The 23847-nt window shown below is 71.1% G+C and carries 27 protein-coding genes; 10 read left to right on the forward strand and 17 right to left on the reverse strand.

Going from position 1 to position 23847, the window contains the following annotated elements; genetic code table 11:
* From ACLBXX_RS01045 to ACLBXX_RS01075, 7 genes are all read right to left on the reverse strand, one after another.
* Nucleotides 1–475 (reverse strand): iron chelate uptake ABC transporter family permease subunit (locus ACLBXX_RS01045; protein ID WP_447656457.1); only part of this gene is annotated, 475 nt, incomplete at its 3' end.
* A 22-nt stretch (nt 476–497) separates the two neighbouring features.
* Nucleotides 498–1532 carry an iron-siderophore ABC transporter substrate-binding protein gene (locus tag ACLBXX_RS01050; protein ID WP_387138109.1) on the reverse strand — a complete coding sequence of 345 codons (1035 nt, stop codon included), beginning with the start codon at nt 1530–1532 and terminating at the stop codon, nt 498–500.
* Nucleotides 1533–1711: 179 nt separating this feature from the next.
* Complete coding sequence (locus tag ACLBXX_RS01055; protein ID WP_447656458.1) at nt 1712–2359, reverse strand: biotin transporter BioY; 648 nt, start codon at nt 2357–2359, stop codon at nt 1712–1714.
* A gap of 10 nt (nt 2360–2369) precedes the next feature.
* A complete protein-coding gene (locus tag ACLBXX_RS01060; protein ID WP_447656459.1) occupies nt 2370–3716 on the reverse strand; it encodes an acyltransferase family protein in 1347 nt (448 codons plus the stop codon).
* 97 nt (nt 3717–3813) lie between these two features.
* Nucleotides 3814–4485, reverse strand: coding sequence for a response regulator (locus ACLBXX_RS01065; RefSeq protein WP_447656460.1), 672 nt, complete (start codon nt 4483–4485; stop codon nt 3814–3816).
* A complete protein-coding gene (locus tag ACLBXX_RS01070) occupies nt 4482–5732 on the reverse strand; it encodes a histidine kinase (RefSeq protein WP_447656461.1) in 1251 nt (416 codons plus the stop codon). Before ACLBXX_RS01070 ends, ACLBXX_RS01065 begins: the two co-directional genes overlap by 4 nt.
* A gap of 26 nt (nt 5733–5758) precedes the next feature.
* Complete coding sequence (locus ACLBXX_RS01075; RefSeq protein ID WP_447656462.1) at nt 5759–6367, reverse strand: DedA family protein; 609 nt, start codon at nt 6365–6367, stop codon at nt 5759–5761.
* A 165-nt stretch (nt 6368–6532) separates the two neighbouring features.
* Here ACLBXX_RS01075 and ACLBXX_RS01080 point away from each other — a divergent pair, with 165 nt between their 5' ends.
* Complete coding sequence (locus ACLBXX_RS01080; RefSeq protein ID WP_447656463.1) at nt 6533–8131, forward strand: ABC-F family ATP-binding cassette domain-containing protein; 1599 nt, start codon at nt 6533–6535, stop codon at nt 8129–8131.
* Nucleotides 8132–8152: 21 nt separating this feature from the next.
* On the opposite strand, the gene ACLBXX_RS01085 is transcribed toward ACLBXX_RS01080, so the two are convergent.
* The 4 genes from ACLBXX_RS01085 to ACLBXX_RS01100 form a co-directional block, all read right to left on the reverse strand.
* Nucleotides 8153–9046, reverse strand: coding sequence for an SURF1 family cytochrome oxidase biogenesis protein (locus ACLBXX_RS01085; protein WP_447656464.1), 894 nt, complete (start codon nt 9044–9046; stop codon nt 8153–8155).
* Nucleotides 9043–9273: a hypothetical protein gene (locus ACLBXX_RS01090; protein ID WP_387138086.1), complete on the reverse strand. Its 231-nt coding sequence runs from the start codon at nt 9271–9273 to the stop codon at nt 9043–9045. Before ACLBXX_RS01090 ends, ACLBXX_RS01085 begins: the two co-directional genes overlap by 4 nt.
* Nucleotides 9270–9659: a DUF3099 domain-containing protein gene (locus tag ACLBXX_RS01095; protein WP_387138083.1), complete on the reverse strand. Its 390-nt coding sequence runs from the start codon at nt 9657–9659 to the stop codon at nt 9270–9272. The genes ACLBXX_RS01090 and ACLBXX_RS01095 overlap by 4 nt, the downstream gene beginning before the upstream one ends.
* Nucleotides 9660–9726: 67 nt before the next feature.
* Nucleotides 9727–10257 carry a DUF4190 domain-containing protein gene (locus ACLBXX_RS01100; RefSeq protein ID WP_387138079.1) on the reverse strand — a complete coding sequence of 177 codons (531 nt, stop codon included), beginning with the start codon at nt 10255–10257 and terminating at the stop codon, nt 9727–9729.
* 128 nt (nt 10258–10385) lie between these two features.
* On the opposite strand from ACLBXX_RS01100, the gene fabG reads away from it, so the two are divergent.
* The gene (fabG, locus tag ACLBXX_RS01105; protein WP_447656465.1) at nt 10386–11096 is read left to right on the forward strand and encodes a 3-oxoacyl-ACP reductase FabG; all 711 of its coding nucleotides are present in this window, start codon (nt 10386–10388) and stop codon (nt 11094–11096) included.
* A gap of 29 nt (nt 11097–11125) precedes the next feature.
* On the opposite strand, the gene ACLBXX_RS01110 is transcribed toward fabG, so the two are convergent.
* The 3 genes from ACLBXX_RS01110 to ACLBXX_RS01120 form a co-directional block, all read right to left on the reverse strand.
* Nucleotides 11126–11833, reverse strand: a complete 708-nt coding sequence (locus ACLBXX_RS01110; RefSeq protein WP_447656466.1) for an alpha/beta fold hydrolase — start codon at nt 11831–11833, stop codon at nt 11126–11128.
* 62 nt (nt 11834–11895) lie between these two features.
* Nucleotides 11896–12537, reverse strand: a complete 642-nt coding sequence (gene serB, locus ACLBXX_RS01115) for a phosphoserine phosphatase SerB (RefSeq protein ID WP_387138069.1) — start codon at nt 12535–12537, stop codon at nt 11896–11898.
* Between the two features lie 42 nt (nt 12538–12579).
* A complete protein-coding gene (locus ACLBXX_RS01120) occupies nt 12580–13824 on the reverse strand; it encodes a glucose-1-phosphate adenylyltransferase (protein ID WP_387138066.1) in 1245 nt (414 codons plus the stop codon).
* A gap of 76 nt (nt 13825–13900) precedes the next feature.
* Between ACLBXX_RS01120 and glgA the strand changes: the two genes are divergently transcribed.
* The 3 genes from glgA (at nt 13901) to ACLBXX_RS01135 (ending at nt 16266) form a co-directional block, all read left to right on the forward strand.
* Nucleotides 13901–15094, forward strand: a complete 1194-nt coding sequence (glgA, locus tag ACLBXX_RS01125) for a glycogen synthase (protein ID WP_447656467.1) — start codon at nt 13901–13903, stop codon at nt 15092–15094.
* Nucleotides 15095–15103: 9 nt separating this feature from the next.
* Nucleotides 15104–15889 (forward strand): ABC transporter ATP-binding protein, encoded by a 786-nt coding sequence (locus tag ACLBXX_RS01130; protein ID WP_387138059.1) that lies wholly within the window; start codon nt 15104–15106, stop codon nt 15887–15889.
* Between the two features lie 122 nt (nt 15890–16011).
* Nucleotides 16012–16266 carry a type B 50S ribosomal protein L31 gene (locus tag ACLBXX_RS01135; protein ID WP_045302322.1) on the forward strand — a complete coding sequence of 85 codons (255 nt, stop codon included), beginning with the start codon at nt 16012–16014 and terminating at the stop codon, nt 16264–16266.
* Nucleotides 16267–16333: 67 nt separating this feature from the next.
* Here the strand turns inward: ACLBXX_RS01135 and ACLBXX_RS01140 are convergent, their stop codons facing one another.
* Nucleotides 16334–17065: an exonuclease domain-containing protein gene (locus tag ACLBXX_RS01140; RefSeq protein WP_447656468.1), complete on the reverse strand. Its 732-nt coding sequence runs from the start codon at nt 17063–17065 to the stop codon at nt 16334–16336.
* An 89-nt stretch (nt 17066–17154) separates the two neighbouring features.
* Here ACLBXX_RS01140 and ACLBXX_RS01145 point away from each other — a divergent pair, with 89 nt between their 5' ends.
* Nucleotides 17155–18054 carry an alpha/beta fold hydrolase gene (locus tag ACLBXX_RS01145; RefSeq protein WP_447656469.1) on the forward strand — a complete coding sequence of 300 codons (900 nt, stop codon included), beginning with the start codon at nt 17155–17157 and terminating at the stop codon, nt 18052–18054.
* On the opposite strand, the gene ACLBXX_RS01150 is transcribed toward ACLBXX_RS01145, so the two are convergent.
* Entirely contained in the window at nt 18014–18568 is a 555-nt protein-coding gene (locus ACLBXX_RS01150; RefSeq protein ID WP_387138048.1) for a CGNR zinc finger domain-containing protein, read from the reverse strand. The two genes, ACLBXX_RS01145 and ACLBXX_RS01150, sit on opposite strands and share 41 nt — an antisense overlap.
* 75 nt (nt 18569–18643) lie before the next feature.
* Here ACLBXX_RS01150 and ACLBXX_RS01155 point away from each other — a divergent pair, with 75 nt between their 5' ends.
* Nucleotides 18644–19654, forward strand: coding sequence for an EamA family transporter (locus tag ACLBXX_RS01155; protein WP_447656470.1), 1011 nt, complete (start codon nt 18644–18646; stop codon nt 19652–19654).
* Here ACLBXX_RS01155 and ACLBXX_RS01160 read toward each other — a convergent pair.
* Complete coding sequence (locus tag ACLBXX_RS01160) at nt 19626–20099, reverse strand: Lrp/AsnC family transcriptional regulator (protein WP_045302332.1); 474 nt, start codon at nt 20097–20099, stop codon at nt 19626–19628. The two genes, ACLBXX_RS01155 and ACLBXX_RS01160, sit on opposite strands and share 29 nt — an antisense overlap.
* Nucleotides 20100–20264: 165 nt before the next feature.
* Between ACLBXX_RS01160 and pdhA the strand changes: the two genes are divergently transcribed.
* The 3 genes from pdhA to ACLBXX_RS01175 are packed head-to-tail and all read left to right on the forward strand — an operon-like array spanning nt 20265 to nt 23811.
* Nucleotides 20265–21395 carry a pyruvate dehydrogenase (acetyl-transferring) E1 component subunit alpha gene (gene pdhA, locus ACLBXX_RS01165; RefSeq protein ID WP_447656471.1) on the forward strand — a complete coding sequence of 377 codons (1131 nt, stop codon included), beginning with the start codon at nt 20265–20267 and terminating at the stop codon, nt 21393–21395.
* Nucleotides 21396–21397: 2 nt separating this feature from the next.
* Nucleotides 21398–22408, forward strand: coding sequence for an alpha-ketoacid dehydrogenase subunit beta (locus tag ACLBXX_RS01170; RefSeq protein ID WP_387138038.1), 1011 nt, complete (start codon nt 21398–21400; stop codon nt 22406–22408).
* Entirely contained in the window at nt 22408–23811 is a 1404-nt protein-coding gene (locus tag ACLBXX_RS01175; RefSeq protein ID WP_387138034.1) for a dihydrolipoamide acetyltransferase family protein, read from the forward strand. The genes ACLBXX_RS01170 and ACLBXX_RS01175 overlap by 1 nt, the downstream gene beginning before the upstream one ends.
* Nucleotides 23812–23847 lie beyond the last annotated feature (36 nt).

Genomic DNA, 23847 nt, shown 5'->3' on the forward strand with positions numbered 1-23847 from the left:
GCCGGCGCCGGGCGAGGGGGCCGATGGTGCAGAGGAGGGCGGCGGCGCCGCCGGCGCCGATGATCGAGGCCGCGATGAAGGCGTAGGGGTCCGACATGCCGAAGAACGCGATGCCGATGACGACCGCGAGCGCGGCGCCACCTGAGATGCCGAGGATGCCGGGATCTGCCAGCGGGTTGCGGGTCACCGCTTGCATGGCCGCGCCCGACATCGCCAGCGCCGCGCCGACGAGGATCGCGAGCACGGTGCGGGGAATACGGGCCACCACGGCGGCCTGTGCGACCCCGCTGGTGTCGCCGCCGAGGCCGGCGAGGATGTCGCTCAGCGCGACGTCGCGGACGCCGAACGCCACGCTCGCGACGCAGAGCATCGCGAGCACCGCGAACGACACCGCGAGCCACGCCAGTCGCACCGCTGCCGGGCGCCGCAGGGTTGCGGCATCCGGCAGCGGCGTACGCGTCTCGGTGACAGTCACCCGGTCGAGCTCCTGGCCTCGGTCAGTCAGCCGTGAGGGCGTCGTTGAGCAGCGCGAAGTACTCGTCCACGCCCCAGCCGATCGACAGCGGCGACGGGTTGGCCGAGGCGGCGAGCGGGGTCGCCTCCTCGAGGATCGCGATGCGGCCCTCGGCGATCGCCGGGATCTGCGACAGGAGCGGGTCGGCCTGCAGCTGCGCGATGATCGAGCCGCTCGCGTCGCCGTAGGTGACGAACACGTCGACGTCGGCGAAGCGGTCGGCCTGCTCGGCGCTCACGGTGGTGTAGAACTGTACGCCGTCCGACTCCTCCTCGACGACGGCCGGCACCGGGAAGCCGAGGCCCTCGAGGAAGCCGGGACGCGTGTCGAGGCTCGTGTAGAAGCCGACCTGGCTGAAGTCCGACGGGTCGATGTAGGAGAAGAGCACGCGGGAGTCGGCGAGCTCGGGGTAGTTCGCGAGCGCCGCGTCGACCTCGCCGTGCAGCTCCTCGATGAGGGCGTCGCCTTCCTCGGCGAGGCCGAGCGCCTGCGAGTTGAGACGGATCATGTCCTCGTACGACGTGCCCCACGCGACCTCGGGGTACGCCACCACGGGCGCGATCTTCGAGAGGGTGTCGTACTCCTCCTGCGTGAGGCCGGAGTAGGCGGCGAGGATGACGTCGGGCTGCGTGTCGGCGACGGCCTCGAAGTCGATGCCGTCGGTCTCGTCGAAGAGGACCGGGGTCTCGGCGCCGAGCTCCTCGAGCTTGTCCTCGACCCAGGGCAGCACGCCGTCGCCGTCGTCGTCGCCCCACGTGACCTCGGCCATGCCGACGGGCACGACGCCCAGCGCGATCGGCACCTCCTGGTTCGACCACGCGACGGTCGCGACGCGCTCGGGCTTGGACTCGATGACCGTCTCGCCGTACGCGTGCTCGATCGTGACCGGGAAGCCGGCACCCGAACCTGCGGCGGCCGTGTCGTCGGTGTTGTCGGCGGTCGCGCTGGCGCATCCGGCGAGGGCGATCGCGGCGACGGCGAGCATCGCGGTGGCGGCGGCGGGGCGGTTGAGGCGCACGGAATCCTCCGAGGATGTGTTAGGTAAGGATGCCCTTAGCGAGGGCGCAGTAAGGCCAACCTTACCCAGCCGTTTCCCAGATTGCGAATCCGTTGCGTCACGGCCCCTGCACGCGAAAGCCCCCGGCTGTGCAGCCGGGGGCTTTCGAGGGAGGGATGCCTCGGGCCGAGGCATCCGTCTCAGTTCTTGATCTGGTCCGCCTTGCGGACGAGTGCCCACGCGCCGGGGATGATCGCGGCGGCGAGCGCCGCCTTGATGAGGCCGCCCAGGATGAACGGGAGGAGGCCGACGGCGAGCAGCTCGCCGAACGAGTAGTCCAGGCCCATCACGACGTTGAGGATGAAGGCCATGTACGGGATGCCGAACAGGAACGGCACGACGCTCGCGGCGGCGAAGCCGAGGAAGGCGAGCCCGGGGCGGCGGTCCCACGCGCGCTCGGCGAACCAGCCGGCGACGAACGCCGAGAAGATGAAGCCGATGACGAACCCGAAGCTCGGCTTGCCGATCGAGGCGACGGTGCCGGTGAAGCCGGCGAAGACGGGGAGTCCCGCGAGACCGACGAGCATGTAGGTCGTGAGGGCCGCCGCACCGCGCCACGCGCCGAGCGCGGCGCCGACGACGATGACACCCAGCGTCTGACCCGTGATGGGCACGGGCCACAGCGGGATCTCGACCTGGGCGAGGAGGGCGACGATGGTCGCGCCGGCGATGACGAGTCCGGCATCGAGGGCGAACGCGCGAGCGCGCGAGGACGGGCGGGCGATGACGTCGGCGAGGACGCGACGCGTGCCGGCGGAGGCGGTCGGAGCGGCGGCGATGGATGACATGGCACTCAGCCTAGGGGGAGGTCGGGGCGGGTTCTTGGACGGGATCCACGAATGATCGACCGATCCGCTGTCCGCCTTCTACGAGCCCCGGCTGCGGCGCGCGTGCCAGCCGCAGCGCGGCGACGAGGAGCAGGACGGCGACGGCAGCGGTGAGAACGGTGGTCCCCGTCACCAGGAGGAGGGCGACGGCGGCCGTTCCGGCGCCGGTCGCGAGGCCGAGCCGTCCGACCGAGCGCGTGCCCTGCGGCGACCGGATCGCCTCGATGCGGGCGAGCGGCCACGCGACCGCGGCCGTCGCGGCGAGCGCGAGCGCCAGCCATGCCGGGCGCGAGAGCCACCACCACGAGCCGTCGATCACGGGGAGCGGCAGCGTGGTGATCATCGCGACGGCGGCCGTTAACCCGGCCAGGCACAGCAGGACCGGCATGTGCCACAGGTAGACGGTCATCGCGCGCGGCGTGACGGCATCGATGAGCCGTGCGGGGGCGCGGCGCCTCGCCAGTCGCTCCAGCGGACCGCGGAGAAGAGAGAACAGCGCCGTGTGCGCGATGCCCACGAGCAGCAGCGCCGTCGTCGGCGGGTTGATGTTGGCCACGAGGTCCGGTGAGTGCACACCCGCGACGAAGGAGATCGCGAGGAGGGCGACCGCCGCTCCTGCCCACAGCGTCCGCGAGCGCCGCGACAGCGCGTCGACCCGTCCGTCGGCCAGGAAGAACCCCAGCTGCTGCAGTGCGAGCCACACGAAGGCGAGGTTGATGAAGCCGTACGCGTCGACGCCGGTGCCGAGACGGACCACGTCGACGACCACCGCGGCAGCCGCGAGGAGCGCGATGGTGCGCAACGGGGCGGTCTCGTGCAGACGGAGAAGCACCGGCAGCAGCGCCTGGCAGACGAGGAAGACCCCGAGGAACCACAGCGGCTGCGCGAAGCGGAATCCTGCGAGCGCGACGAGATCCGCCGGGGTGCCCGCGATGGCGAGCAGGGCGAGCAGCGCACCGACCGTGGCGATCGTCACCAGCGCGGGCAGGAGCAGGCGGTGGATCCGCCCGGCGACGAAGTCGACGCCGTCCCGGCCGCGCCGCCGCGCCCGGCGGAGGGCGGTCGCGCCGGAGAACCCGCCGATCACGAAGAACAGCGGCATGACCTGCAGCACCCAGCTGAGGGGGGCGATCCACCAGGTCCCGTCGCTCGCGTTGACGAAGGACGGGCCGCCGTCGGTCACGGCGACCCCGACCATCATCGCGTGGAGGACGACCACCCCCGCGATGCAGACGGCGCGGACGAGGTCGATGGCACGATCTCTGCCCGGCGTGTCGATGGGGGACGGAACCGCGGCGGCGGTGCGGACGATGGTCATGAGGCCCTCCTCGGGGTGCGTCCCGGGAAGGCTAAGGAGGCGGTGTGCGCTGTCGCATCGCTCCACGGTGCCGTCGTGGCGTCACCCCGTGGAGGGATCAGGGGGCGGGCTCGACCAGCCCTGCGTCGTAGGCGAAGATCACGGCCTGGACGCGATCGCGGACGCCGAGCTTCGCCAGCACCTTGCCGACGTGCGTCTTCACGGTCTGCTCCGAGATGAACAGCTCCGCGGCGATCTCGGCGTTGGAGCGCCCGCGGCCGATGAGGGTGAGCACCTCGCGCTCCCGCTCGGTGAGCTCGCGCAGAGCCGCGCCGGCGCGCCCGGCACGGGGCCGGCGAGCGGCGAAGTGCTCGATCATGCGCCGGGTCACGCTCGGTGCGAGCAGAGCATCCCCCGCGGCGACGACGCGCACGGCGTGCACGAGGTCCTCCGGGAGGGCATCCTTCAGGAGGAAACCGCTCGCACCCGCCTCGAGGGCGTCGTACACGTAGTCGTCGATGTCGAACGTGGTCAGCATCAGGATCCGCGGGACGTGGGCGGCGGGGTAGTCCGGACCCAGGATCCGTCGCGTCGCGGCAATGCCGTCGAGTTCGGGCATCCGCACGTCCATCAGCACGACATCGGGGTCGAGACGCGCCGACAGCGTCACCGCCTCCTTGCCGTCTGCGGCCTGACCGACGACGCGGATGTCGTCCTGCGCGTCGAGGAGGGCGGCGAATCCCGCCCGCACCATGGCCTGGTCATCCGCGATGAGAACACTGATGGTCACGCTGCGCCTCCTGGCGTCGGGTCGGGCGGGAGCGGGGCGAGGGGCAGTGCGGCGCGCACCGTCCATCCGCCGTCGGCGTCGGCGGCCGCGCTCACGGTGCCGCCGACGAGCGCTGCGCGCTCGCGCATGCCGAGGAGGCCGTGTCCCCGCGGCGTGGAGGCATCCGGGCTCGGGGCCTCGCTCGACGGGGCGTTGCGGACCCGGAGGCGCAGGGTGGCGGCATCCGCCTCCACCGTCAGCTCGATCGGAGCCTGCGGGGCATGCCGCACCGCGTTGCTCAGCGCCTCCTGCACGATGCGGAAGGCGGCGATGTCCACTGCGCCCGGCACCGACTCCGGTACCGGGGTGAGCGCGGCCTCGATCTCGGCGCCGGCGCGTCGCAGCGCCTGCACGAGATCCGGGATGTCGCGCAGCCCCTGCTGCGGCGCGAGGTCGGCCTGCTGGCCCTCGGTGCGGAGCACCCCCAGGAGCCGCCGCATCTCGGTGAGCCCTTCGCGCGCCGTCCGGGCGATCTCGTCGAACTCCTGCACCGCTTCGTCCGGCAGCCCCGGTACGCGGTACCGGGCCGTCGACGCCTGCACCTGGATGAGCGACATACCGTGCGCGACGACGTCGTGCAGTTCGCGGGCGATGCGCGTGCGCTCCTCGACGAGGACGCGCCGCGACTGCTCGAGGGCGGTCAGCTCGCGTTCGCGGGTGAGCTCGGCGCCCACGCGCAGGCGGCTGGCCGCGAGCACCGCGACGAGCAGGGCGGCGCCCGACACCGACGTGACGATGACGAGATTCACGATCCCCGCGACCACGGGCACCGTTGCCGCCAGCGCGATGACGACCGCGAGGGTGCCCCCGATGCCGAGGAGCCAGGCGACCAGAGCGACCCGCCAGCCGTGCAGGATCGCGAGGACTCCGACGAGGAGGACGAAGGCGAGCATGGCCGGCACGGACCACGGCCACGGCCAGGTCGTCGCGGGCTCGCCGACGGGCAGGGGCAGGGCGACGGCCGCCACGGTGCACATCGCGATCGACCAGCGCGGGAACCGCACGGCCAGGAGCGGGGCGGAGCACAGCATCGCCCCGAACAGGAAGGCGAGGGGCGCCGGCTGGAGGTACAGCGCGCTGTGCACGGGCACGAGCACGGAGAAGAGCGCGACCGCCGCGAGTGCCAGTGCGCCGAAGGCGATCGCCTCGGTGCTCGGCCTGCGCCGCATCCGGGATCCGGACGTCACGGGGGAGGAGGTGTCGCGCACGATGTCATCCTGTCAGTCGTCGACGTTCACGCGGATGCCGCGACCCGGCGTGCGCGCACCGCGAGCAGCCGGTCCACGAGCAGCCCGATGCCCACGGCGAGCACGATGCCGAGCGCGGCGCTCAGCAGCGGCTGATCCTTCAGCCAGGCGCCGGCGAGCAGCCCGATGGCGATGCTGTAGGCGGCCCAGCACAGCCCCGCCGCCACGCTGAGCAGCGCGAACCGCCGCCACGGATAGGCGAGCGCGCCGGCGGAGAGGTTGACGGCCACGCGTCCCACCGGAATGAAGCGCGCTCCGAGGATGAGCCCGGCGCCGCGGCGGTCGAGCGCGGCGCCCGCCCAGGCGAGCGCTGCGGCGACGCGGGGCCGCCGCATCCACGCGAACCTCGCGCTGCCCGTGCGCCGCCCGATGGCGAACGCGATGTTGTCGCCGACCGCTGCTCCCGCGGCGGCGACGAGACCCAGCACGACCAGATCAGGACGGCCGGTGGATGCTGCCACCGCCGCCGACGCGACCAGCACCGTCTCGCTCGGCACGGGCGGGAAGAACCCGTCGATCACCGCGACGGCGAACATCGCCAGGTACAGCCAGGGGGAGGCGACGGCCTGCAGCACGAGGTCGGTGATGACATCCACTCGGGCACGGTATGCGCGCGGTGTCGCCCGGGGCATCCCTCTGCGGTATCGACCGGGTCCCTCTGCGGAGGTATTCCGGCGAACGCCGACGAAGGCGGCCCCGTATACTGGGAGGCTGGCCGTTCGGCCACCTCCCCATCTCCATCGACGGATCGGACTTCCGCTGTGCTCGCCGTGCACGACCTCGAGATCCGCGTGGGCGCCCGCGTGCTCATGTCGGACGTCTCCTTCCGCGTCTCCGACGGCGACAAGATCGGCCTCGTCGGCCGCAACGGCGCCGGCAAGACGACGCTGACCAAGGTCCTCGCGGGCGATCTCATCCCCGCGGACGGCAAGGTCGAGCGCTCGGGCGAACTGGGCTACCTGCCGCAGGATCCTCGCTCGGGCGACCCCGAGATGCTGGCCCGCACGCGCATCCTCGATGCCCGCGGTCTCGGCTCGCTCGCGATCGGCATGCACGAGGCATCCCTCGCGATGGGTGACGACGACGAGGCGGTCGCCGCGAAGGCGATGCGCAAGTACGCGAACCTCACCGAGCGCTTCGAGGCGCTCGGCGGCTACGCGGCAGAGGCCGAGGCGGCCTCGATCGCCCACAATCTCTCGCTGCCGGACCGCATCCTCGACCAGCCGCTCAAGACCCTGTCGGGTGGTCAGCGCCGCCGGATCGAGCTCGCGCGCATCCTGTTCTCGGACGCGCAGACGATGATCCTCGACGAGCCGACGAACCACCTCGACGCCGACAGCGTCGTGTGGCTGCGCGAGTTCCTCAAGGGCTACAAGGGCGGGCTCATCGTGATCTCGCACGATGTCGAGCTCGTCGGCGAGACGGTCAACCGCGTCTTCTACCTCGACGCGAACCGCCAGGTCATCGACGTCTACAACATGAACTGGAAGAACTACCTGCGCCAGCGGGTGGCCGACGAGGAGCGCCGCAAGAAGGAGCGCGCCAACGTCGAGAAGAAGGCCACCGTCCTGCAGCAGCAGGCGGCCCGGTTCGGCGCCAAGGCATCGAAGGCCGCCGCGGCCCACCAGATGGTGGCGCGCGCCGAGAAGATGCTCGCGGGCCTCGACGAAGTGCGCCAGGAGGAGCGCGTCGCGAAGCTGCGGTTCCCGAAGCCGGCGCCCTGCGGCAAGACGCCGCTCATGGCCTCGGGTCTCTCCAAGTCCTATGGGTCGCTCGAGATCTTCACCGACGTCGACCTCGCGATCGACCGCGGCTCGAAGGTCGTCATCCTCGGCCTGAACGGTGCCGGAAAGACGACGCTGCTGCGCATCCTCGCCGGGGTCGACCAGCCCGACACCGGGCAGCTCGAGCCCGGCCATGGCCTCAAGATCGGCTACTACGCCCAGGAGCACGAGAACCTCGACGTGTCGCGCTCGGTGCTCGAGAACATGATGTCGGCGGCGCCCGACATCACCGCCACCGATGCCCGCAAGGTGCTCGGCTCGTTCCTGTTCACCGGCGACGACGTGCTCAAGCCCGCCGGCGTGCTGTCCGGCGGCGAGAAGACGCGCCTGTCGCTGGCGACCCTCGTCGTGTCGTCGGCGAACATGCTGCTGCTCGACGAACCCACGAACAACCTCGACCCCGCCTCGCGCGAGGAGATCCTCGGCGCGCTCGCCCACTACGAGGGTGCGGTCGTGCTCGTGTCGCACGACGAGGGTGCGGTCGAGGCGCTCAACCCCGAGCGGGTGCTCATCCTCCCCGACGGCGTCGAAGACATCTGGGGCCGCGACTACGCGGACCTCGTCACCCTCGCGTAGCCCGACAGCGAGCAGTCGGGCTCAGCGGCCGGCGGCGTCGAGAAGCGCGTCCTCGTCTTCGGCGTCGCGGTCGCGGCGACGGCGCGGTGCCGGCGGCGCGGGAGCCGAGGCATCCGTTCCGCCTTCCTCCGACTGGGCGTCCTCCGCGTCCTCGCGACGGTGCCGGCGCTCGGTGCGGATGACGTAGCCGATGAAGACGAAGCCCATCACCGCGAACAGGATCCACTGGATCGCGTACGAGAGGTGAGGCCCGGGGTCGTCCGACGGGGGCTCGAGGGCGCTGGGCGCGGTCGCCGGTGCCGGGTCCTCCGACACCGTGACGCCGTAGGCGCTCTGCTCGAGGGCCTCGCCGGCGGTGGGCGAGATCGTGTCGGCGACGAGGCCGAGGTTGATCGTCGGGACCTGTCCCTCGGGCGCCGAGCGACCCGACGACGGCAGGGCCTCGCCTGGACGCAGACGAACGATCACGGTCGCCTCGCCGGACGGGGGAGCGGGGATCGCGTCGGGGACGGGCTGGTCCTGGCCCGGCGGCACCCACCCGCGGTCGACCAGCAGCACGCGGCCGTCGTCGAGGCGGAAGGGAACGAGCACCTCGAAGGCCGAGGTTCCGCCGTGCGGGCGGTTGCGCACCAGAAGCTGTTCGTCGGTCAGGTACGTGCCGGTCAGGGTCACCGGGTGCCATTCGTCACCGGGCGAGAAGTCGCCGTCGGCGGGGAGGAGCTCGGCCAGCGGCACCGGGACGGCGTCGTAGTTCTCGGCGACGAGCGCGAGCTGTCCGGAGCGCTCCTGGTTGCGCGTGAACTGCCAGTTCGACAGGAAGGCGCACGCGATCGCGAACACGACGGCGAGGGCGATGTAGATCGCCCAGCGGCCCGCGCGGGGGAGGTTCTGCATGCTCACGGAGCGGGGGCTCATCGGGCGGCCTCCGTCGGGGCGAGCGGGGCGACTGTCACCGGGAAGTCGCGTGCGGTGAGGAACTCGCGGAGGTATCCCACGTGCTCGTCGCACGCCACCCAGGTCTTGCGGCGGTCCTCGGCGTGGATGCGGGGATTGCGCCAGTCGATGCGCCAGAGCGCGGCGGCGCGGCACCCTGCGCGCGAGCAGACCGCGTCGGCGACCTGGTCGGGTCCGGCGTCGCTCATGCGGTCGGGTCCGCCTCGTCGGTGGGCTTCTCGTCCGTGCGCTTGTCATCCGCCGGGATCGCCCGGGTCTCCTCGACGCGGATCACCGGGGTTCCGGTTGCAGCGGTCGTGGGTGCGGCGGGAAGCGCGGGCTCGGGATCCTCGCGGCGGTTGCGCCGTGCCTCCTGGCCGACGTTCGCGGAGACGACGGCGATGTACGGCAGGAAGATCGCCGCGGCGCCGAAGACCCACGTGTACCAGCCGTAGGGCGTGATGACCACCATGAGGATGAAGCACGCGACGCGGATGCCCATCGTGATCAGGTAGCGGGTCGAGCGCGCGTCGACGTCGTCGCGCGGGGAACGCGGCAGGGATGTCGCCGACGGGGCGTGGCTCGAACTCTTCACGGTACTTCCAGGGTACGCCGGTTGCACCGCGTGATCGCCCCGGGAACGGGTCCCGGGGCGAGCGGATTCAGGAGTACGTGCCGTACTGCTGGTACACCGACGCGAAGAACGCGAAGAACGCGATCGCGGCGATGATGCCGATGATCGTGAGGCCCAGGCCGACCCAGCCGACGATGGTGCCGGCCAGCGCCATACCGCGCCCCTGCTCGCCGCTCGTCTTGAGCTGGTTGAGCGACATGTGGCCCGTGATGACACCCACGATCGAGCCGATGAACGGGAGGATCACGAAGCTCGAGATCGACGCGATGAGCGACACGATCGCGAGGGTGTTGGTCTTGGCCGGGGCGCCGTAGCCGTAGCCGGGGGCAGCGCCGTACGCGGGAGCGGAGCCGTAGGCGGGCGCCGCGCCATACGCGGGAGCGCTGCCGTACGCAGGAGCGGCGGGCGCGCCGTAGGCGGGCGGGGGATACGCCCCCTGAGCGGGCGGCGGGTAGGCGCCCGGAGCGGGCTGGGCGGGCTGATCCGCCGCCGGAGCGGGCGGAACCGGCGGGTACGAGCCCGGCTCCGGTGCGGGGTTCTGCGGGGTGTTGTCGCTCACGGGGCGGCCTTTCTTCGATGTCTGGGACCAGAGTCCCAGCGCCGCGGCGGGGGTGTCAAACACGCCGGCCGATCGGGGCGCCGCCGGTAGGCTGGTGCGGATCCGCCACAACCCCCGGGAGTGCCACCATGTCCACCGATCGCGTCGTCCTCGTCACCGGCGGAAACCGCGGCATCGGCCGCGCCATCGCGGAGCGCTTCGTCGCCGAGGGCTACAAGGTCGCCGTCACCGCGCGCTCCGGTGAGGGTCCCGAGGGCACCCTCACCGTGCGGGCGGATGTGACGGATGCCGCAGCCGTCGACGCCGCCTTCACCGAGGTCGAGAACACGCTGGGCCCGGTCGAGATCGTGGTCGCGAACGCCGGCATCACGAAGGACACCCTCCTGCTGCGCATGACCGAGGACGACTTCGACAGCGTCGTCGCGACCAACCTCGGCGGCGCCTTCCGCGTCGTCAAGCGCGCCTCCAAGGGGATGCTGCGCGCCCGCTGGGGCCGCGTCGTGCTGATCTCGAGCGTCGTCGGGCTGTACGGCTCGGCCGGTCAGATCAACTACGCCGCCTCGAAGAGCGCCCTCGTCGGGTTCGCGCGCTCGCTCACCCGCGAGCTCGGCGCTCGCGGGATCACGGCGAACGTCGTGGCTCCCGGATTCATCGAGACCGACATGACGGCCGAGCTCTCGGACGACACGCAGGCCGAGTACAAGAAGAACATCCCCGCCGGGCGCTTCGCGTCGCCCGACGAGGTGGCCGGCGTCGTGACGTGGATCGCCTCGGACGACGCGGCCTACATCTCCGGCGCCGTGATCCCGGTCGACGGCGGCCTCGGCATGGGGCACTGACCGCCGCACCGCGCGCGACGTCGGCGTTCTCAGCCGATCGCCTGCAGGATCGCCTCGGCGACGGCGCCCGGCCGTGAGAACTGCGGCCAGTGGCCCGTCGGGTCTCCGGGGGAGCCGAGCTCGATGATGTCGAGGTGCTCGAGGGCGGCGAGCTCGGTCGCCCAGGGCGGTGCCGCCGCGATGATCTCGCGGATCTGCGCCTCCGGCACGGTGCCGGTGATCATCGTCGCCGGAACGGCGCGCCGTCGCTCATCGGTGAGCCGGATCGGATCGGTGGGCACCCGCTCGGGCACCGACTTCGCGCGCGCCGCCGCCTCCGCCCGCGTCTGCGGGTCGAGGTCGGCGATGTCGGGCTCGTCGAAGAAGTCCCAGCCGGGGAACGGGATGACCCCGTCGACGACCGGGAACTCGGAGATGGAGCCGCCGTCGCCGGGCGGGAAGGTGTCGAGGAAGACGACCCGGGCGACGCGGTCGGGCCGCGCATCGACGGCGCCGTAAGCGACGTTGCCTCCGCCCGAATGACCGACGAGGACGACGGGGCCGTCGAGGCGATCGATCTGCGCGACCGTCGCCGCGATCCAGTCGGCGATGCCGATGCCCGCGGACTCCGTTCCGGAGGCGCCGACCCCCGGCATGGTGAGCGCGTGCGTGCGGTGGCCGGCGGCTTCGAGCGCGGGGTCGACGTCGCCCCACGACGACGCGTCGAGCCACAGCCCGGGAACGAGGATGATGTGCATGCTTCGACGCTACCGACGGCGCCCGACATCGGAACAGCCCCGCACGCGGCCGTGCGGCGCGACTAAGGCAGCAGCGGGATGACCTCGGCGAGGTCGACCGGACCGACGACCAGGTCGGCGCGTTCGCGCACCGCGGGCTTCGCATTGAAGGCGACGCCGAGACCGGCGACGGCCATCATCTCGAGGTCGTTGGCGCCGTCGCCGATCGCGAGGGTGCGGGTGAGTGGCACGCCGCGCTCGTCGGCCCATTCGCGGAGGGCGGCGGCCTTGCCCGCAGCATCCACGATCCCGCCGTCCACGGTGCCGCTCAGCACGCCGTCCCGCGTCGCGAGCCGGTTGGCGCGCCACACGTCCACCCCGAGGCCGGGGGCGACGGTGTCGAGGATCTCGTGGAATCCGCCCGACACCACGCCCACAGCGCCGCCGCGCTGGTGCACGGCCGCGATCAGCTCGCGGACGCCCGGCGTGGGCTCGATGCGCGCCAGCACACGCGCGAACGCCGCGACCGGCACCCCTTCGAGGGCCTCGACGCGGGAGCGCAGGCTGGTCGCGAAATCGACCTCGCCGCGCATCGCGGCCTCCGTCGCCGCCGCGACCTCGGCGCCGCGTCCGGCCTCGTCGGCGATCAGCTCGATGACCTCGTTGCGGATGAGCGTGGAGTCGGCGTCGAGCACGACGAGGAAGCGGGCGGGCGCGGCAGGCATACTCCCACGCTAGCCGGACCGGATGTCGCTTCCCGCCGTGTGTCAGCGCTCGACGCGGAACCCCTTGCCGACGACGGTGATGCCGCTGTCGGTGATCGTGAAGCCGCGCGCGAGATCCTTGTCGCGGTCGACGCCGACCGTGGCGCCGTCCTCGAGCACCACGTTCTTGTCGAGGATCGCGCGGTGCACGCGCGCGCCCGCACCGACGTGGACGTGGTCGAACAGCACCGAGTCGGTGATCGTCGACCCGCCGCCGGCGAGCGTCCACGGACCCACCACGCTGCGCTCGAGGTGCGTGCCCGACAGCACCGACCCGAGCGACACGATCGAGTCGATCGCGTTGCCGATGCGGCCGACGGAATCCCGCACGAACTTCGCGGGCGGGGAGTTGACCGCCTGCGAGTGGATCGGCCAGTCCATGTTGTACAGGTTGAACACCGGCAGCGTCGAGATGAGATCGCGGTGCGCGTCGAAGAACGAGTCGATGGTTCCCACATCGCGCCAGTAGTAGCGGTCGCGGTCGGTCGAACCCGGCACGTCGTTGCGGTTCATGTCGTAGACGCCGGCCTCGCCGCGGTCCACGAAGTAGGGGATGATGTCGCCGCCCATGTCGTGGTTCGACGTCGGCAGCTCCCCGTCGGACTCGACGGCCTCGATGAGCGCGTCGGTGTCGAAGATGTAGTTGCCCATCGAGGCGAGCACCTGGTTGGGTGCATCGGCCAGGCCCACCGCGTTCTGTGGCTTCTCGAGGAACTCGCGGATGCGCACCGGGTCCTCGGGGTCGACGTCGATCACACCGAACTGATTCGCTAGCGAGATCGGCTGACGGATGCCGGCGACCGTGGCGCGCGCACCTGATTCGATGTGGGCGGCGAGCATCTGCCGGAAGTCCATGCGGTAGACGTGATCGGCGCCGATCACGACGACGATGTCGGGCTGCTCGTCGTTGATGAGGTTGAGGCTCTGCAGGATGGCGTCCGCCGATCCCGAGAACCAGCGCTTGCCCAGGCGCTGCTGCGCGGGCACCGAGGTGACGTAGGAGTCCAGGAGCGCGGACATCCGCCACGTCTGCGAGATGTGACGGTCGAGGCTGTGGGACTTGTACTGCGTCAGCACCACGATCTGCCTCAGACCCGAGTTGATCAGGTTCGAGATCGCGAAGTCGATGAGCCGGTACTGGCCTCCGAACGGGACGGCGGGCTTTGCGCGATCCGCGGTCAACGGCATCAGCCGCTTCCCTTCGCCGCCGGCGAGGATGATTCCGAAGACCTTGGGGGCTGCTGGCATGGCACCACCCTAGGGCCGGTGGGAGATTACGGGTACCCGCTACACGCGGACGTTTCCGTGTATTAGGTTTCGTGCCATGCGCGTCGACATCGTGACCAAGGAGTACCCGCCCGAGATCTACGGGGGCGCCGGTGTCCACGTGACCGAACTGGTGAAGGCGCTCCGCTCGAGCATCGACGTGCGGGTGCGCGCGTTCGGCGCGGAGCGCGACGAGGAGGGCACCACGTCCTACGGCGTGCCGGCCGAGCTGTCTGCCGCCAACGCCGCGGTGCAGACGCTCGGCACGGATCTCGAGATCGTGACGGATGTCGCGGGCGCCGACGTCGTGCACAGTCACACCTGGTACGCGAACTTCGCCGGGCACCTCGCATCTCTGCTGCACGGCATCCCGCACATCGTGACCGCCCACAGCCTCGAGCCGCTGCGCCCGTGGAAGGCCGAGCAGCTCGGCGGCGGGTACGCCGTCTCGAGCTGGATCGAGAAGTCGGCGTACGAGAGCGCCGCGGCCATCGTCGCGGTGAGCAACGGCATGCGCGAAGACATCCTGCGCAGCTACCCGGCACTCGACCCCGAGCGCGTGCGCGTGATCTACAACGGCATCGACGTCGAGGCGTGGCACCCCGTCGAGGACCCTGCTCTGCTCGCGGAGCTCGGGATAGACCCGGCGAAGCCGTCCGTCGTCTTCGTCGGCCGCATCACGCGGCAGAAGGGCCTGCCGTACTTCCTCCGCGCCGCCGAGCGCCTCCCCGCCGACGTGCAGGTGATCCTGGCCGCCGGCGCCCCCGACACCCCGCAGATCATGGCCGAGGTCGAAGGGCTCGTCCGCGGGCTGCAGGAGACCCGAGCGGGTGTGGTGTGGCTGGATCGGATGCTGTCGCGCCACGAGCTGTGCACGATCCTGAGCGCGGCGACCACCTTCGTCTGCCCGTCGGTCTACGAGCCGCTCGGCATCGTGAACCTCGAGGCGATGGCCTGCGGCGCCGCCGTCGTCGGGACGGCCACCGGGGGCATCCCGGAGGTCGTCGTCGACGGTGTCACGGGTCGCCTCGTGCCCATCGAGCAGGTGCAGGACGGCACGGGCACCCCGACCGACCCGGAGCAGTACGTGGCGGATCTCGCGCGCGTGCTCACCGAGGTCGTGAGCGATCCGGAGCGTGCGCGCGAGTACGGCGCCGCCGGACGCACGCGCGCGACCGAGGATTTCAGCTGGCAGCGCATCGCCGACCAGACGGCCGCCCTGTACGCGGAGGTGGTCTCCGGCGGCCGATAGGCTGTCAGCATGCCCCAGGTGCTCGAGTTCTCCGACGTCGTCGTCCGCCGAAACGCCCGGAACATCGTCGACCACCTGAACTGGACGATCAACGACGACGAGCGCTGGGTGGTCCTCGGACCCAACGGCGCCGGCAAGACCACCGTGCTCCAGATGGCCGACACGCTGCTGCACCCCACCTCGGGCGTCGTCACCATCCTCGGCGAGCGTCTCGGCCGCACCGACGTCTTCGAACTGCGGCCCCGGATCGGGTTCGCCTCGTCCGCGATGGCGCGTCGCGTGCCGCCGGAGGAGACGGTGCTCAACGTCGTCCTGACGGCGGCGTACTCGGTGCTCGGCCGCTGGCGCGAGGACTACGAGGACATCGACGAGCGCCGCGCGCTGCGCGTGCTCGCGGAGTGGAAGCTCGACCACCTCGCCGACCGCACCTTCGGCACCCTCAGCGACGGCGAGCAGAAGCGCGTGCAGATCGCCCGTGCCGTCATGACCGACCCCGAGCTGCTGCTCCTCGACGAGCCGACCGCCAGCCTCGACCTGGGCGCGCGAGAAGAGCTGCTGATCCTGCTCGGCGGCTACGCACAGGCGCCGACGACGCCGGCGATGATCATGGTCACGCACCACGTCGAGGAGATCCCCATCGGATTCACCCACGTGCTGCTGCTGCGCGACGGCCAGGCCGTGGCATCCGGTCCGATCCGCGAGACCCTCACCGCCGAAGCGCTCACCGACACGTTCGGCGTGCCGATCAGCCTCAGCGAGGAGGGCGGCCGCTACGCGGCACGCGCCGCGCACTGAGCCCCGAGAACGGCCGGTTCGGCGTCCGCGCCGGAGACTGGTAGAATCTCTCTTTGGTGCATTCGCACCCCAGACTTTGACCGCCCTGGCAAAATCCAGGGCACCATCCTCAAAGGACCATCATGAAGACTGACCTCCACCCGGACTACCAGGCCGTCGTGTTCCGTGACCTCGGCTCGGGCGAGACCTTCCTCACCCGCTCGACGGTGACCAGCGACAAGACGATCGAGCTCGACGGCGTCGAGTACCCCGTCATCGACGTCGAGATCTCGTCGGCCTCGCACCCGTTCTACACGGGCAAGCAGCGCATCATGGACTCGGCCGGTCGTGTCGAGAAGTTCAACCAGCGCTTCAAGAACTTCGGCGGCTCCAAGTAAGCAGCCACCCGGAAGGCCCCGCTTCGGCGGGGTCTTCTGCGTTTGCGGGAGGTGCGGGCGAAGCCGGTCAGCGGATCGGCCAGCGACCGTCGAGTCGGTCGTCGGGATCGATCCTGCCGATGCGGATGAAGTACTCGGTCAGGCTCTCCGCCTGCGCACGGGCCCAGCCGATCTGGCGGGTGTGCAGCTCGTGCACCGTGTCGGGCAGCCACGGCGCGAACCGCTCGGCGAGCGCCTGCGCGACGCGGCCGGCAGCGACCGCGTCGGCCGATGCCTCGTGCGCGGCATCCAGTCTCACTGCGTAGTGCGCCGCGACGACCTCCAGCGTGCGCTTGCCCTTGCGCCACCGGTCGTACGCCTTGTCGACCACGAGGGGATCGATCACGGGAGACGGGTCCTCGATCGGCGCGATGCCGTGACGCAGCGACTCGTACTTGAGCAGCGAGAAGTCGAACGGCGCGTTGTACGCGACGACGGGGATGCTGGCATCGAGGAGGGCCCGGACGGCCGTGACCACCTCCGCGATCACCTCGGCGGCCGGTCGGCCGTTCGCGCGCGCGTGCTCCGTGGAGATGCCGTGGATCGCGCTCGCGCCCTCGGGGATCTCGACGCCGGGATCGGCCAGCCAGTCGCGGGCGCGGATCACGCGGCCGGAGGCGTCCAGCAGGCCCACGTGGGCCGTCACGATGCGATCGCCGGTGACGTCGATGCCGGTGGTCTCGAGATCGAACACCCCGACCATGCGCACCCAGTCCGGCACATCCCACAGCGGCAGCTGTTCGGGATGTGCGCGGCTCATGCCGTTCACGGTATGCGTCGCCTCCGACATCCCCGGGCAGGCGCTCCGCGCACAGCCGGGACCCGGGGGAGTCCTCGTAGACTCGACGGGTGACAGCTCCCAACCCGTACGCCCCGCTGCTCGACGTGATCCCGATCGAGCGGCGCGAGGCCGCCGTGCTCGGCGGCACGACGGCGTACTGGGTCTACGGTCCCGCCGACGCCGAGGTGACGATCGTCGCGGTGCACGGCTTCCGCGGCGAGCACCACGGTCTCGAGCCCGTCGTCGCGCACCTGCCGAGCGTGCGCGTGATCTCGCCCGACCTTCCCGGCTTCGGCGAGACGGCGCCTGTCCCCGGCCGCACCCACGACCTCGACCTCTACGCCGAGTGGCTCCGCGAGTTCGCCGCGGTCGTCGCCCCGGGGGCCGTGATCCTCGGGCACTCGTTCGGCTCGATCGTCGTCGCGGCGGCCGTCGCCGGAGGCCTCGAGACGCCGCGGGTGATCCTCGTCAACCCGATCGGCGCCCCGGCACTGGAAGGCCCGCGAGGCATCCTCACGAGGCTGGCGGTCTTCTACTACTGGGCAGGCGCGAAGCTGCCCAAGCGGCTCGGCGAGGCCCTCCTGCGCAACGGGCTCATCGTGCGGGTGATGAGCGTCTCGATGGCGAAGACCAAGGACTCCGGCATCCGTCGATTCGTGCACGATCAGCACGACACGTACTTCTCACGCTTCGCCGACCGCGACGTGCTGCACGACGCCTTCGTAGCGTCCGTGTCGAACGACGTGCGCGCGTTCGCGCCGCGCATCGCCCAGCCCACGCTGCTGGTCGCCGCGGTGAGGGACGACATCACGCCCATCGAAGCCGAGCGCAAGCTCGTGAAGATGTTCCCGGACGCGGAACTGGTGGAGATCCCCGACGTCGGGCACCTCATCCACTACGAGACGCCGGCGGCGGCCGCCGACGCGATCACGCGGTTTCTCGCGCCTTCCGACGCCGGTACGCGTTGACGTTCATGCGGTTGCCGCAGTTGCCGGTGTCGCAGTAGCGCTTGGACCCGTTCTTCGAATAGTCGATGTAGACGGAGTCGCAGTCGTCGGCGTCGCAGATGCGGATGCGCCCGTACTCGTCGGAGCGGATCACGTCCACGAACGCCATGGCGGCCTCGACCATCATGCGCGTCGCGAGAGGTGACTCGTCGGACGTCGCGTGGATGTGCCAGTCGTAGTCGTCGTGGATGACGAGGCGGGGGAGAGCCTCGCCGTCCGCGAGCATCGTGTTCACGAGCGGCACAGCACCGCCCCGGTCCACCTCCCAGAGCTGCCGGAGCCGCGCGCGCACCGTTCGCACGGCGTCGAGGGTCTCGGCATCGCGATGGATCGTCCCCGTGTAGGGCTGCCGCACGAGGAACGCGTCGAGGTCGTCGAGCGTCTGCAGGGTGTCTTCGTCGTCGAAGCCGGGGAGTGTGTTGACGAGGTCGACGACCATCATCAGCGTCCTCCGCGTGTCATGAATGAAAACCACGTTGACTCCTGACATACCGTTCCGCTACTGTCACCAGTGTAAGCAGTCTTCACCCCTGACAGCCGGATGCCGCCCATGACCGTCTCGACCGCGTCCCTTCCCGTCATCGCCCCGAGCGCGGCCTTCCGCGCGAACGCGCGAATGCGCACCAGCGGGCTCGTCATGGGCGTCGCCTCGGCACTCGCGTTCTCGTCGAGCGGTCCCTTCGTGAAGCCCCTGCTCGAGGCCGGCTGGTCGCTCGGAGCGGCGCTGCTGGTTCGCATGGGAGTCGCGGGCCTCGTGCTCTCGCCGGCGCTGTTCCTGGCGATCATGCGGCAGCGCGGCTTCCTCCGGCGGCACTGGCGGCTCATCGTCGGCTTCGGCTTGATGCCGGTGCTGGGCTGTCAGCTCTTCTTCTTCTCGGCGATGCAGCGCATGCCGGTGGCCGTGGCGCTGCTGATCCAGTACCTCGCGCCGGTCATGCTCGTCGTCGCGGTGTGGGTGCGCACGCGCAAAGCGCCGTCGGCGCTCGTGCTGTGGGGCTCGGCGGTCGCGATGGTCGGTCTGGTGCTCGTCGTCGACATCTCGGGCGCCTCATTCGACCTGATCGGGACGCTCCTCGCCCTCGCCGCCGCGGTGTGCGTGTGCGCGTACTTCGTGATCTCGGAGCGGGCCGGCGACGACCTGCCTCCGCTCGCGCTGGCCGCCAGCGGCCTGCTGACCGGTGCGATCGTCATGGGCGTGCTGTGCCTCACCGGCATCATGCCCTTCCAGGCGCCGGCCGTGGATGTGGTGCTCGCAGGCGTGGCGGTGCCGTGGTGGATGCCGCTGTTCTGGGTGGCCGCGATCGCGACGACGCTGGGCTATGCACTGGGCGTGATGGCGGTCCCGCGCATCGGCTCGCGGGTCGCCTCGTTCGTCGGGCTCTCGGAGGTGCTGTTCGCCCTCATGTTCGCGTGGATCTTCCTCGCCGAGGTGCCCGCGCCCGTCCAGTTCGTCGGAGGGGCGCTGATCCTCGTCGGCGTGGTCCTCGTGCGCGCCGACGCGTCGTCGACCGGGAACCCGAAGGGCGCCGCCGCTACGACTCCCGTCGTGCCAGCTCCATGAGCGGCGTCACGCGATGGGCGATGACCTCGCCCATCACGAGCGACGTCTCGGTGCGCTCGACCCCCTCGATCGCGAGGATGCGGGCGTCGGTGTCGAAGAGGTGCTGGGTGTCGCGGCACGCGACCCGCACCAGCAGATCCACCTGACCGGACAGCCCGTGCGCCTGCACGACCTCCGGGACGCGGGCGAGTTCGACGGCGATGCGGGGCAGATCGGCCTGACGCACGATGACGCTGATGAACGCCTCGATCGGGAACCCGAGCGAGGCGGATGAGATGGCTCGCTCGTACGACAGGAAGACGCCCGCCTTCTCCAGGCGCGACATGCGCGCCTGGACGGTGTTGCGCGAGAGGCCGAGTCGTTCGGCGAGTGCGACGACGGTCGCGCGCGGGTCGGCGGAGAGCGCTGCCAGCAGCTCCAGGTCGACGTGATCGAGGGCACTCATAGTGCGAAACGTTAGCACGCCTTTTATGGGCGTGAGTTGTCAACATGCTCAAGAAGTCCTCGAATGCTTGAGCGAGGTGCGATGCGGACGTACCGTTGAAGCAGCCGGCGAAGTGGCCGGCGCACGCGAAGCGGCTCCTCACGAGGGGGCCCGCAACGAGGAGTGATGACGATGACGCACACCCTGACACCCACAGCGGATCTCGCCACCGACATCGAGGATGTCGCGCGACTGCTGACCCCCGACGGCGAGCGCATCGCCGACCCCGAGCTCGATCGCTGGGTGGCCGACGTCGACGCCGCGACACTGCGCGGCCTGTACCGCGACATGGTTCTCCTGCGGCGCATCGACACCGAGGGCGTCGCTCTGCAGCGGCAGGGCCAGCTGGGCCTGTGGCCGCCGTGCCAGGGCCAGGAGGCGACCCAGATCGGCACCGCCAGCGCCCTCCGCGCCGATGACTTCGCCTTCCCGAGCTACCGCGAGACCGGCGTCGTCTACGCCCGCGGCGGCAAGCCCGCGGACTTCGTGCTCGCGTGGCGCGGCGAGGAGCACTCGACCTACAACCCCTACGACATCAACACCGCCACGCAGCAGATCATCATCGGCGCGCAGGCGCTGCATGCGGTCGGCTACGCGATGGGCGTGCAGCGCGACGGCACCGACCAGGTGTCGGTCGCCTACTTCGGCGACGGCGCGTCGAGCCAGGGCGACGTCAACGAGGCGATGGTGTTCGCCTCCTCCTTCCGCGCGCCGGTCGTGTTCGTGTGCACGAACAACCAGTGGGCGATCTCCGAGCCCGTCACGGTGCAGGCGAAGTTCCCGATCGCCGGCCGCGCCCCGGGCTTCGGCATCCCCAGCATGCGCGTCGACGGCAATGACGTGCTGGCGTGCTTCGCGGCCATGCGCTGGGCGCTCGACAACGCGCGCCGCGGCAACGGCCCCGCGTTCATCGAGGCGGTGACCTACCGCATGGGCCCGCACACCACCTCGGACGACCCGACCCGGTACCGCGACAAGGAAGAGGTCGAGAAGTGGCGCCGCCGCGACCCGATCGCGCGCGTCGAGGCACTCCTGCGGTCGCGCGGCGAGTTCGACGAGGCCTTCGTGGCGAGCGTCGAGGCCGACGCCGATGCCCTCGCCGCGGCCGTGCGCGAGGCGGCGATGACCGCGAAGACCCGCGACCCGCTGACCGTGCTCGACAACGTCTACGCGGAGCCCCACTCGGGCCTCACGGAGCAGCGCGAGTGGTTCGGTGCGTACCTCGACGGGTTCGCCCCGGCAGCCGAGGGGGTGTGACGATGACGCAGTTGACGATGGCGAAGGCCATCAACGAAGGACTCCGCCGCGCGATGGCGGACGACGACAAGGTCCTCGTCATGGGCGAGGACATCGGAAAGCTCGGTGGTGTCTTCCGCATCACCGACGGCCTCCTCGACCAGTTCGGGGCGCAGCGCGTGGTCGACACGCCGCTCGCCGAGGCCGGCATCATGGGCACCGCCGTCGGGCTCGCGTTCCGCGGCTACCGGCCCGTCGTCGAGATCCAGTTCGACGGCTTCGTCTACCCGGCGTTCGACCAGATCGTGTGCCAGGTCGCGAAGCTGCACTACCGCACGCGCGGCAACGTGAAGATGCCGATCACGATCCGCATCCCGTGGGCGGGCGGCGTGGGTGCCGCGGAGCACCACTCGGAGTCGCCCGAGGCGTACTTCGTGCACACTTCGGGGCTGCGCGTCATCGCGGTGTCGAACCCGCAGGACGCCTACGTCATGCTGCGGCAGGCGATCGCGTCCGACGACCCGGTGGTCTACTTCGAGCCCAAGCGGCTGTACCACACCAAGGGCGAGGTCGACCTCGACGTCCAGCTCGCCGACGCCCCGCCGATGGGCCTGGCCCGCGTGGCGCGCGAGGGCAGCGACGTGACGCTGCTGACCTACGGCTCACAGGTGCTCACGGCCCTGGATGCCGCTACTGCCGCCGAAGACGACGGCGTCTCGATCGAGGTCATCGATCTGCGCTCGATCTCGCCGGTGGACTACCGCACGGTGACCGCATCCGTCCGCAAGACGGGGCGCGTCGTGGTCACCCACGAGGCAGCTCGTGAGGCGGGCGTCGGCGCCGAGCTGGTCGCCAGCGTCACCGAGCGCTGCTTCAACTACCTCGAGGCGGCGCCGCAGCGCGTCACCGGGCACGACATCCCGTACCCGCCCGCGAAGCTCGAGAAGCACCACCTGCCCGACCTCGACCGGATCCTCGACGCCGTCGACCGCGTCATGGACCGGCCGAACAGCCTGAGCGGGGTGCTGGACTGATGGCGGTGCAGGACTTCAAGCTCCCCGACCTCGGGGAGGGGCTCCCCGAAGCCGAGCTCGTGCAGTGGCTCGTCGCCGTCGGCGACACGGTCACCCTCAACCAGACGATCGCCGAGGTCGAGACCGCGAAGGCCGTCGTCGAGCTGCCGTCGCCGTACGCCGGCACCATCACGGCGCTGCACGCCGGAGCGGGCGATGTCGTCGCGGTCGGCTCGGTGCTGATCTCCTTCGACATCGGCGGAATGGATGCTGCGCCCGCAGCGCCTGCCGAATCAGCCCAGGCGTCCGCTCCCGAGGCGGCGGCAAGCGCGCCGGCCGAGCCGGCGAAGTCCGAGCCCAACCTCGTGGGCTACGGCGCGACGCCCCAGGGCGCCGGGCGCCCGCAGCGCCGCGCGCGTGTCGCGGGCTCGGTGGCCGCAGCATCCGACACCGCCGTCCTCGAGGCGGCTCCGCACGACGCGATCCAGTTCGCCGACGTCGTGGAGCGCCCGGTCGAGCGACCGCGCTCGACACCGCCGGTGCGGCAGTTCGCCAAGCAGCTGGGCATCGACCTGGCGCTCGTCGAGGCGAGTGGCACGTCCGGGGTGATCACGCGCGCCGACGTCGAGGCCTACGCGACCCGCGTGGGCGCCACGGCGACCGCGCCGGCTGCCGCCGAGCCTGTCGAGACCTTCGAGATGCCGATGCCGGCCGCCGCGGGGGAGCGCACGACGCGCACGCCGATCCGCGGGGTGCGGCGCATGACCGCGGACGCCATGGTGCGCAGCGCCTTCACCGCGCCGCACGTCACGACGTTCCTGACCGTCGACGTGACGGCGACGAGCGAGCTCATCGCCTCGCTGAAGGGCGACCGCGACCTGCAGGAGCACCGGATCGGGATCATGGCCGTGGCCGCGAAGGCCGTGTGCCTCGCGCTGGGCCGCCACCCCGGGCTCAACTCGAAGTGGGACGACGAGGCGGGTGAGATCGTCGAGCACCACTATGTGAACCTCGGGATCGCTGCGGCGACCGGGCGGGGGCTCGTGGTGCCGAACATCCGCGACGCGCAGGAGCTGACGCTGGTCGAACTGGCCGATGCGATCCGCGGGCTCGCGGAGACCGCACGCGCGGGCAAGTCGTCGCCGGCCGACATGATGGGCGGCACGTTCTCGATCACGAACGTCGGCGTGTTCGGCGTGGACGCCGGAACGCCGATCATCAACCCCGGGGAGGCGGGCATCCTCGCCCTCGGCGCGGTGCGGCGCCAGCCCTGGGAGCATCGCGGCGAGATCGCGCTGCGCGACGTCATGACGCTCGCCCTGTCGTTCGATCATCGACTGGTCGACGGCGAGCAGGGATCGCGCTTCCTCGTGGACGTCGCGGACGTCCTCCGGGAGCCCGGACGAGCCATGCTGATGCGCTGACGAGGCCGCTGACCGGCCGGCACCTTGGGGGCCGGC

The organism is Microbacterium sp. C23T (assembly GCF_053345975.1).

Coding starts and splice junctions, on each gene's coding strand:
- ACLBXX_RS01055 (WP_447656458.1), bottom strand. CDS start 2,359: ATGTCATCCATCGCCGCCGCTCCGACCGCCTCCGCCGGCACGCGTCGC.
- ACLBXX_RS01060 (WP_447656459.1), bottom strand. CDS start 3,716: ATGACCATCGTCCGCACCGCCGCCGCGGTTCCGTCCCCCATCGACACG.
- ACLBXX_RS01085 (WP_447656464.1), bottom strand. CDS start 9,046: ATGAGCCCCCGCTCCGTGAGCATGCAGAACCTCCCCCGCGCGGGCCGC.
- ACLBXX_RS01090 (WP_387138086.1), bottom strand. CDS start 9,273: ATGAGCGACGCCGGACCCGACCAGGTCGCCGACGCGGTCTGCTCGCGC.
- fabG (WP_447656465.1), top strand. CDS start 10,386: ATGTCCACCGATCGCGTCGTCCTCGTCACCGGCGGAAACCGCGGCATC.
- ACLBXX_RS01110 (WP_447656466.1), bottom strand. CDS start 11,833: ATGCACATCATCCTCGTTCCCGGGCTGTGGCTCGACGCGTCGTCGTGG.
- serB (WP_387138069.1), bottom strand. CDS start 12,537: ATGCCTGCCGCGCCCGCCCGCTTCCTCGTCGTGCTCGACGCCGACTCC.
- ACLBXX_RS01120 (WP_387138066.1), bottom strand. CDS start 13,824: ATGCCAGCAGCCCCCAAGGTCTTCGGAATCATCCTCGCCGGCGGCGAA.
- glgA (WP_447656467.1), top strand. CDS start 13,901: ATGCGCGTCGACATCGTGACCAAGGAGTACCCGCCCGAGATCTACGGG.
- ACLBXX_RS01130 (WP_387138059.1), top strand. CDS start 15,104: ATGCCCCAGGTGCTCGAGTTCTCCGACGTCGTCGTCCGCCGAAACGCC.
- ACLBXX_RS01135 (WP_045302322.1), top strand. CDS start 16,012: ATGAAGACTGACCTCCACCCGGACTACCAGGCCGTCGTGTTCCGTGAC.
- ACLBXX_RS01140 (WP_447656468.1), bottom strand. CDS start 17,065: ATGAGCCGCGCACATCCCGAACAGCTGCCGCTGTGGGATGTGCCGGAC.
- ACLBXX_RS01155 (WP_447656470.1), top strand. CDS start 18,644: ATGACCGTCTCGACCGCGTCCCTTCCCGTCATCGCCCCGAGCGCGGCC.
- ACLBXX_RS01160 (WP_045302332.1), bottom strand. CDS start 20,099: ATGAGTGCCCTCGATCACGTCGACCTGGAGCTGCTGGCAGCGCTCTCC.
- pdhA (WP_447656471.1), top strand. CDS start 20,265: ATGACGATGACGCACACCCTGACACCCACAGCGGATCTCGCCACCGAC.
- ACLBXX_RS01170 (WP_387138038.1), top strand. CDS start 21,398: ATGACGCAGTTGACGATGGCGAAGGCCATCAACGAAGGACTCCGCCGC.
- ACLBXX_RS01175 (WP_387138034.1), top strand. CDS start 22,408: ATGGCGGTGCAGGACTTCAAGCTCCCCGACCTCGGGGAGGGGCTCCCC.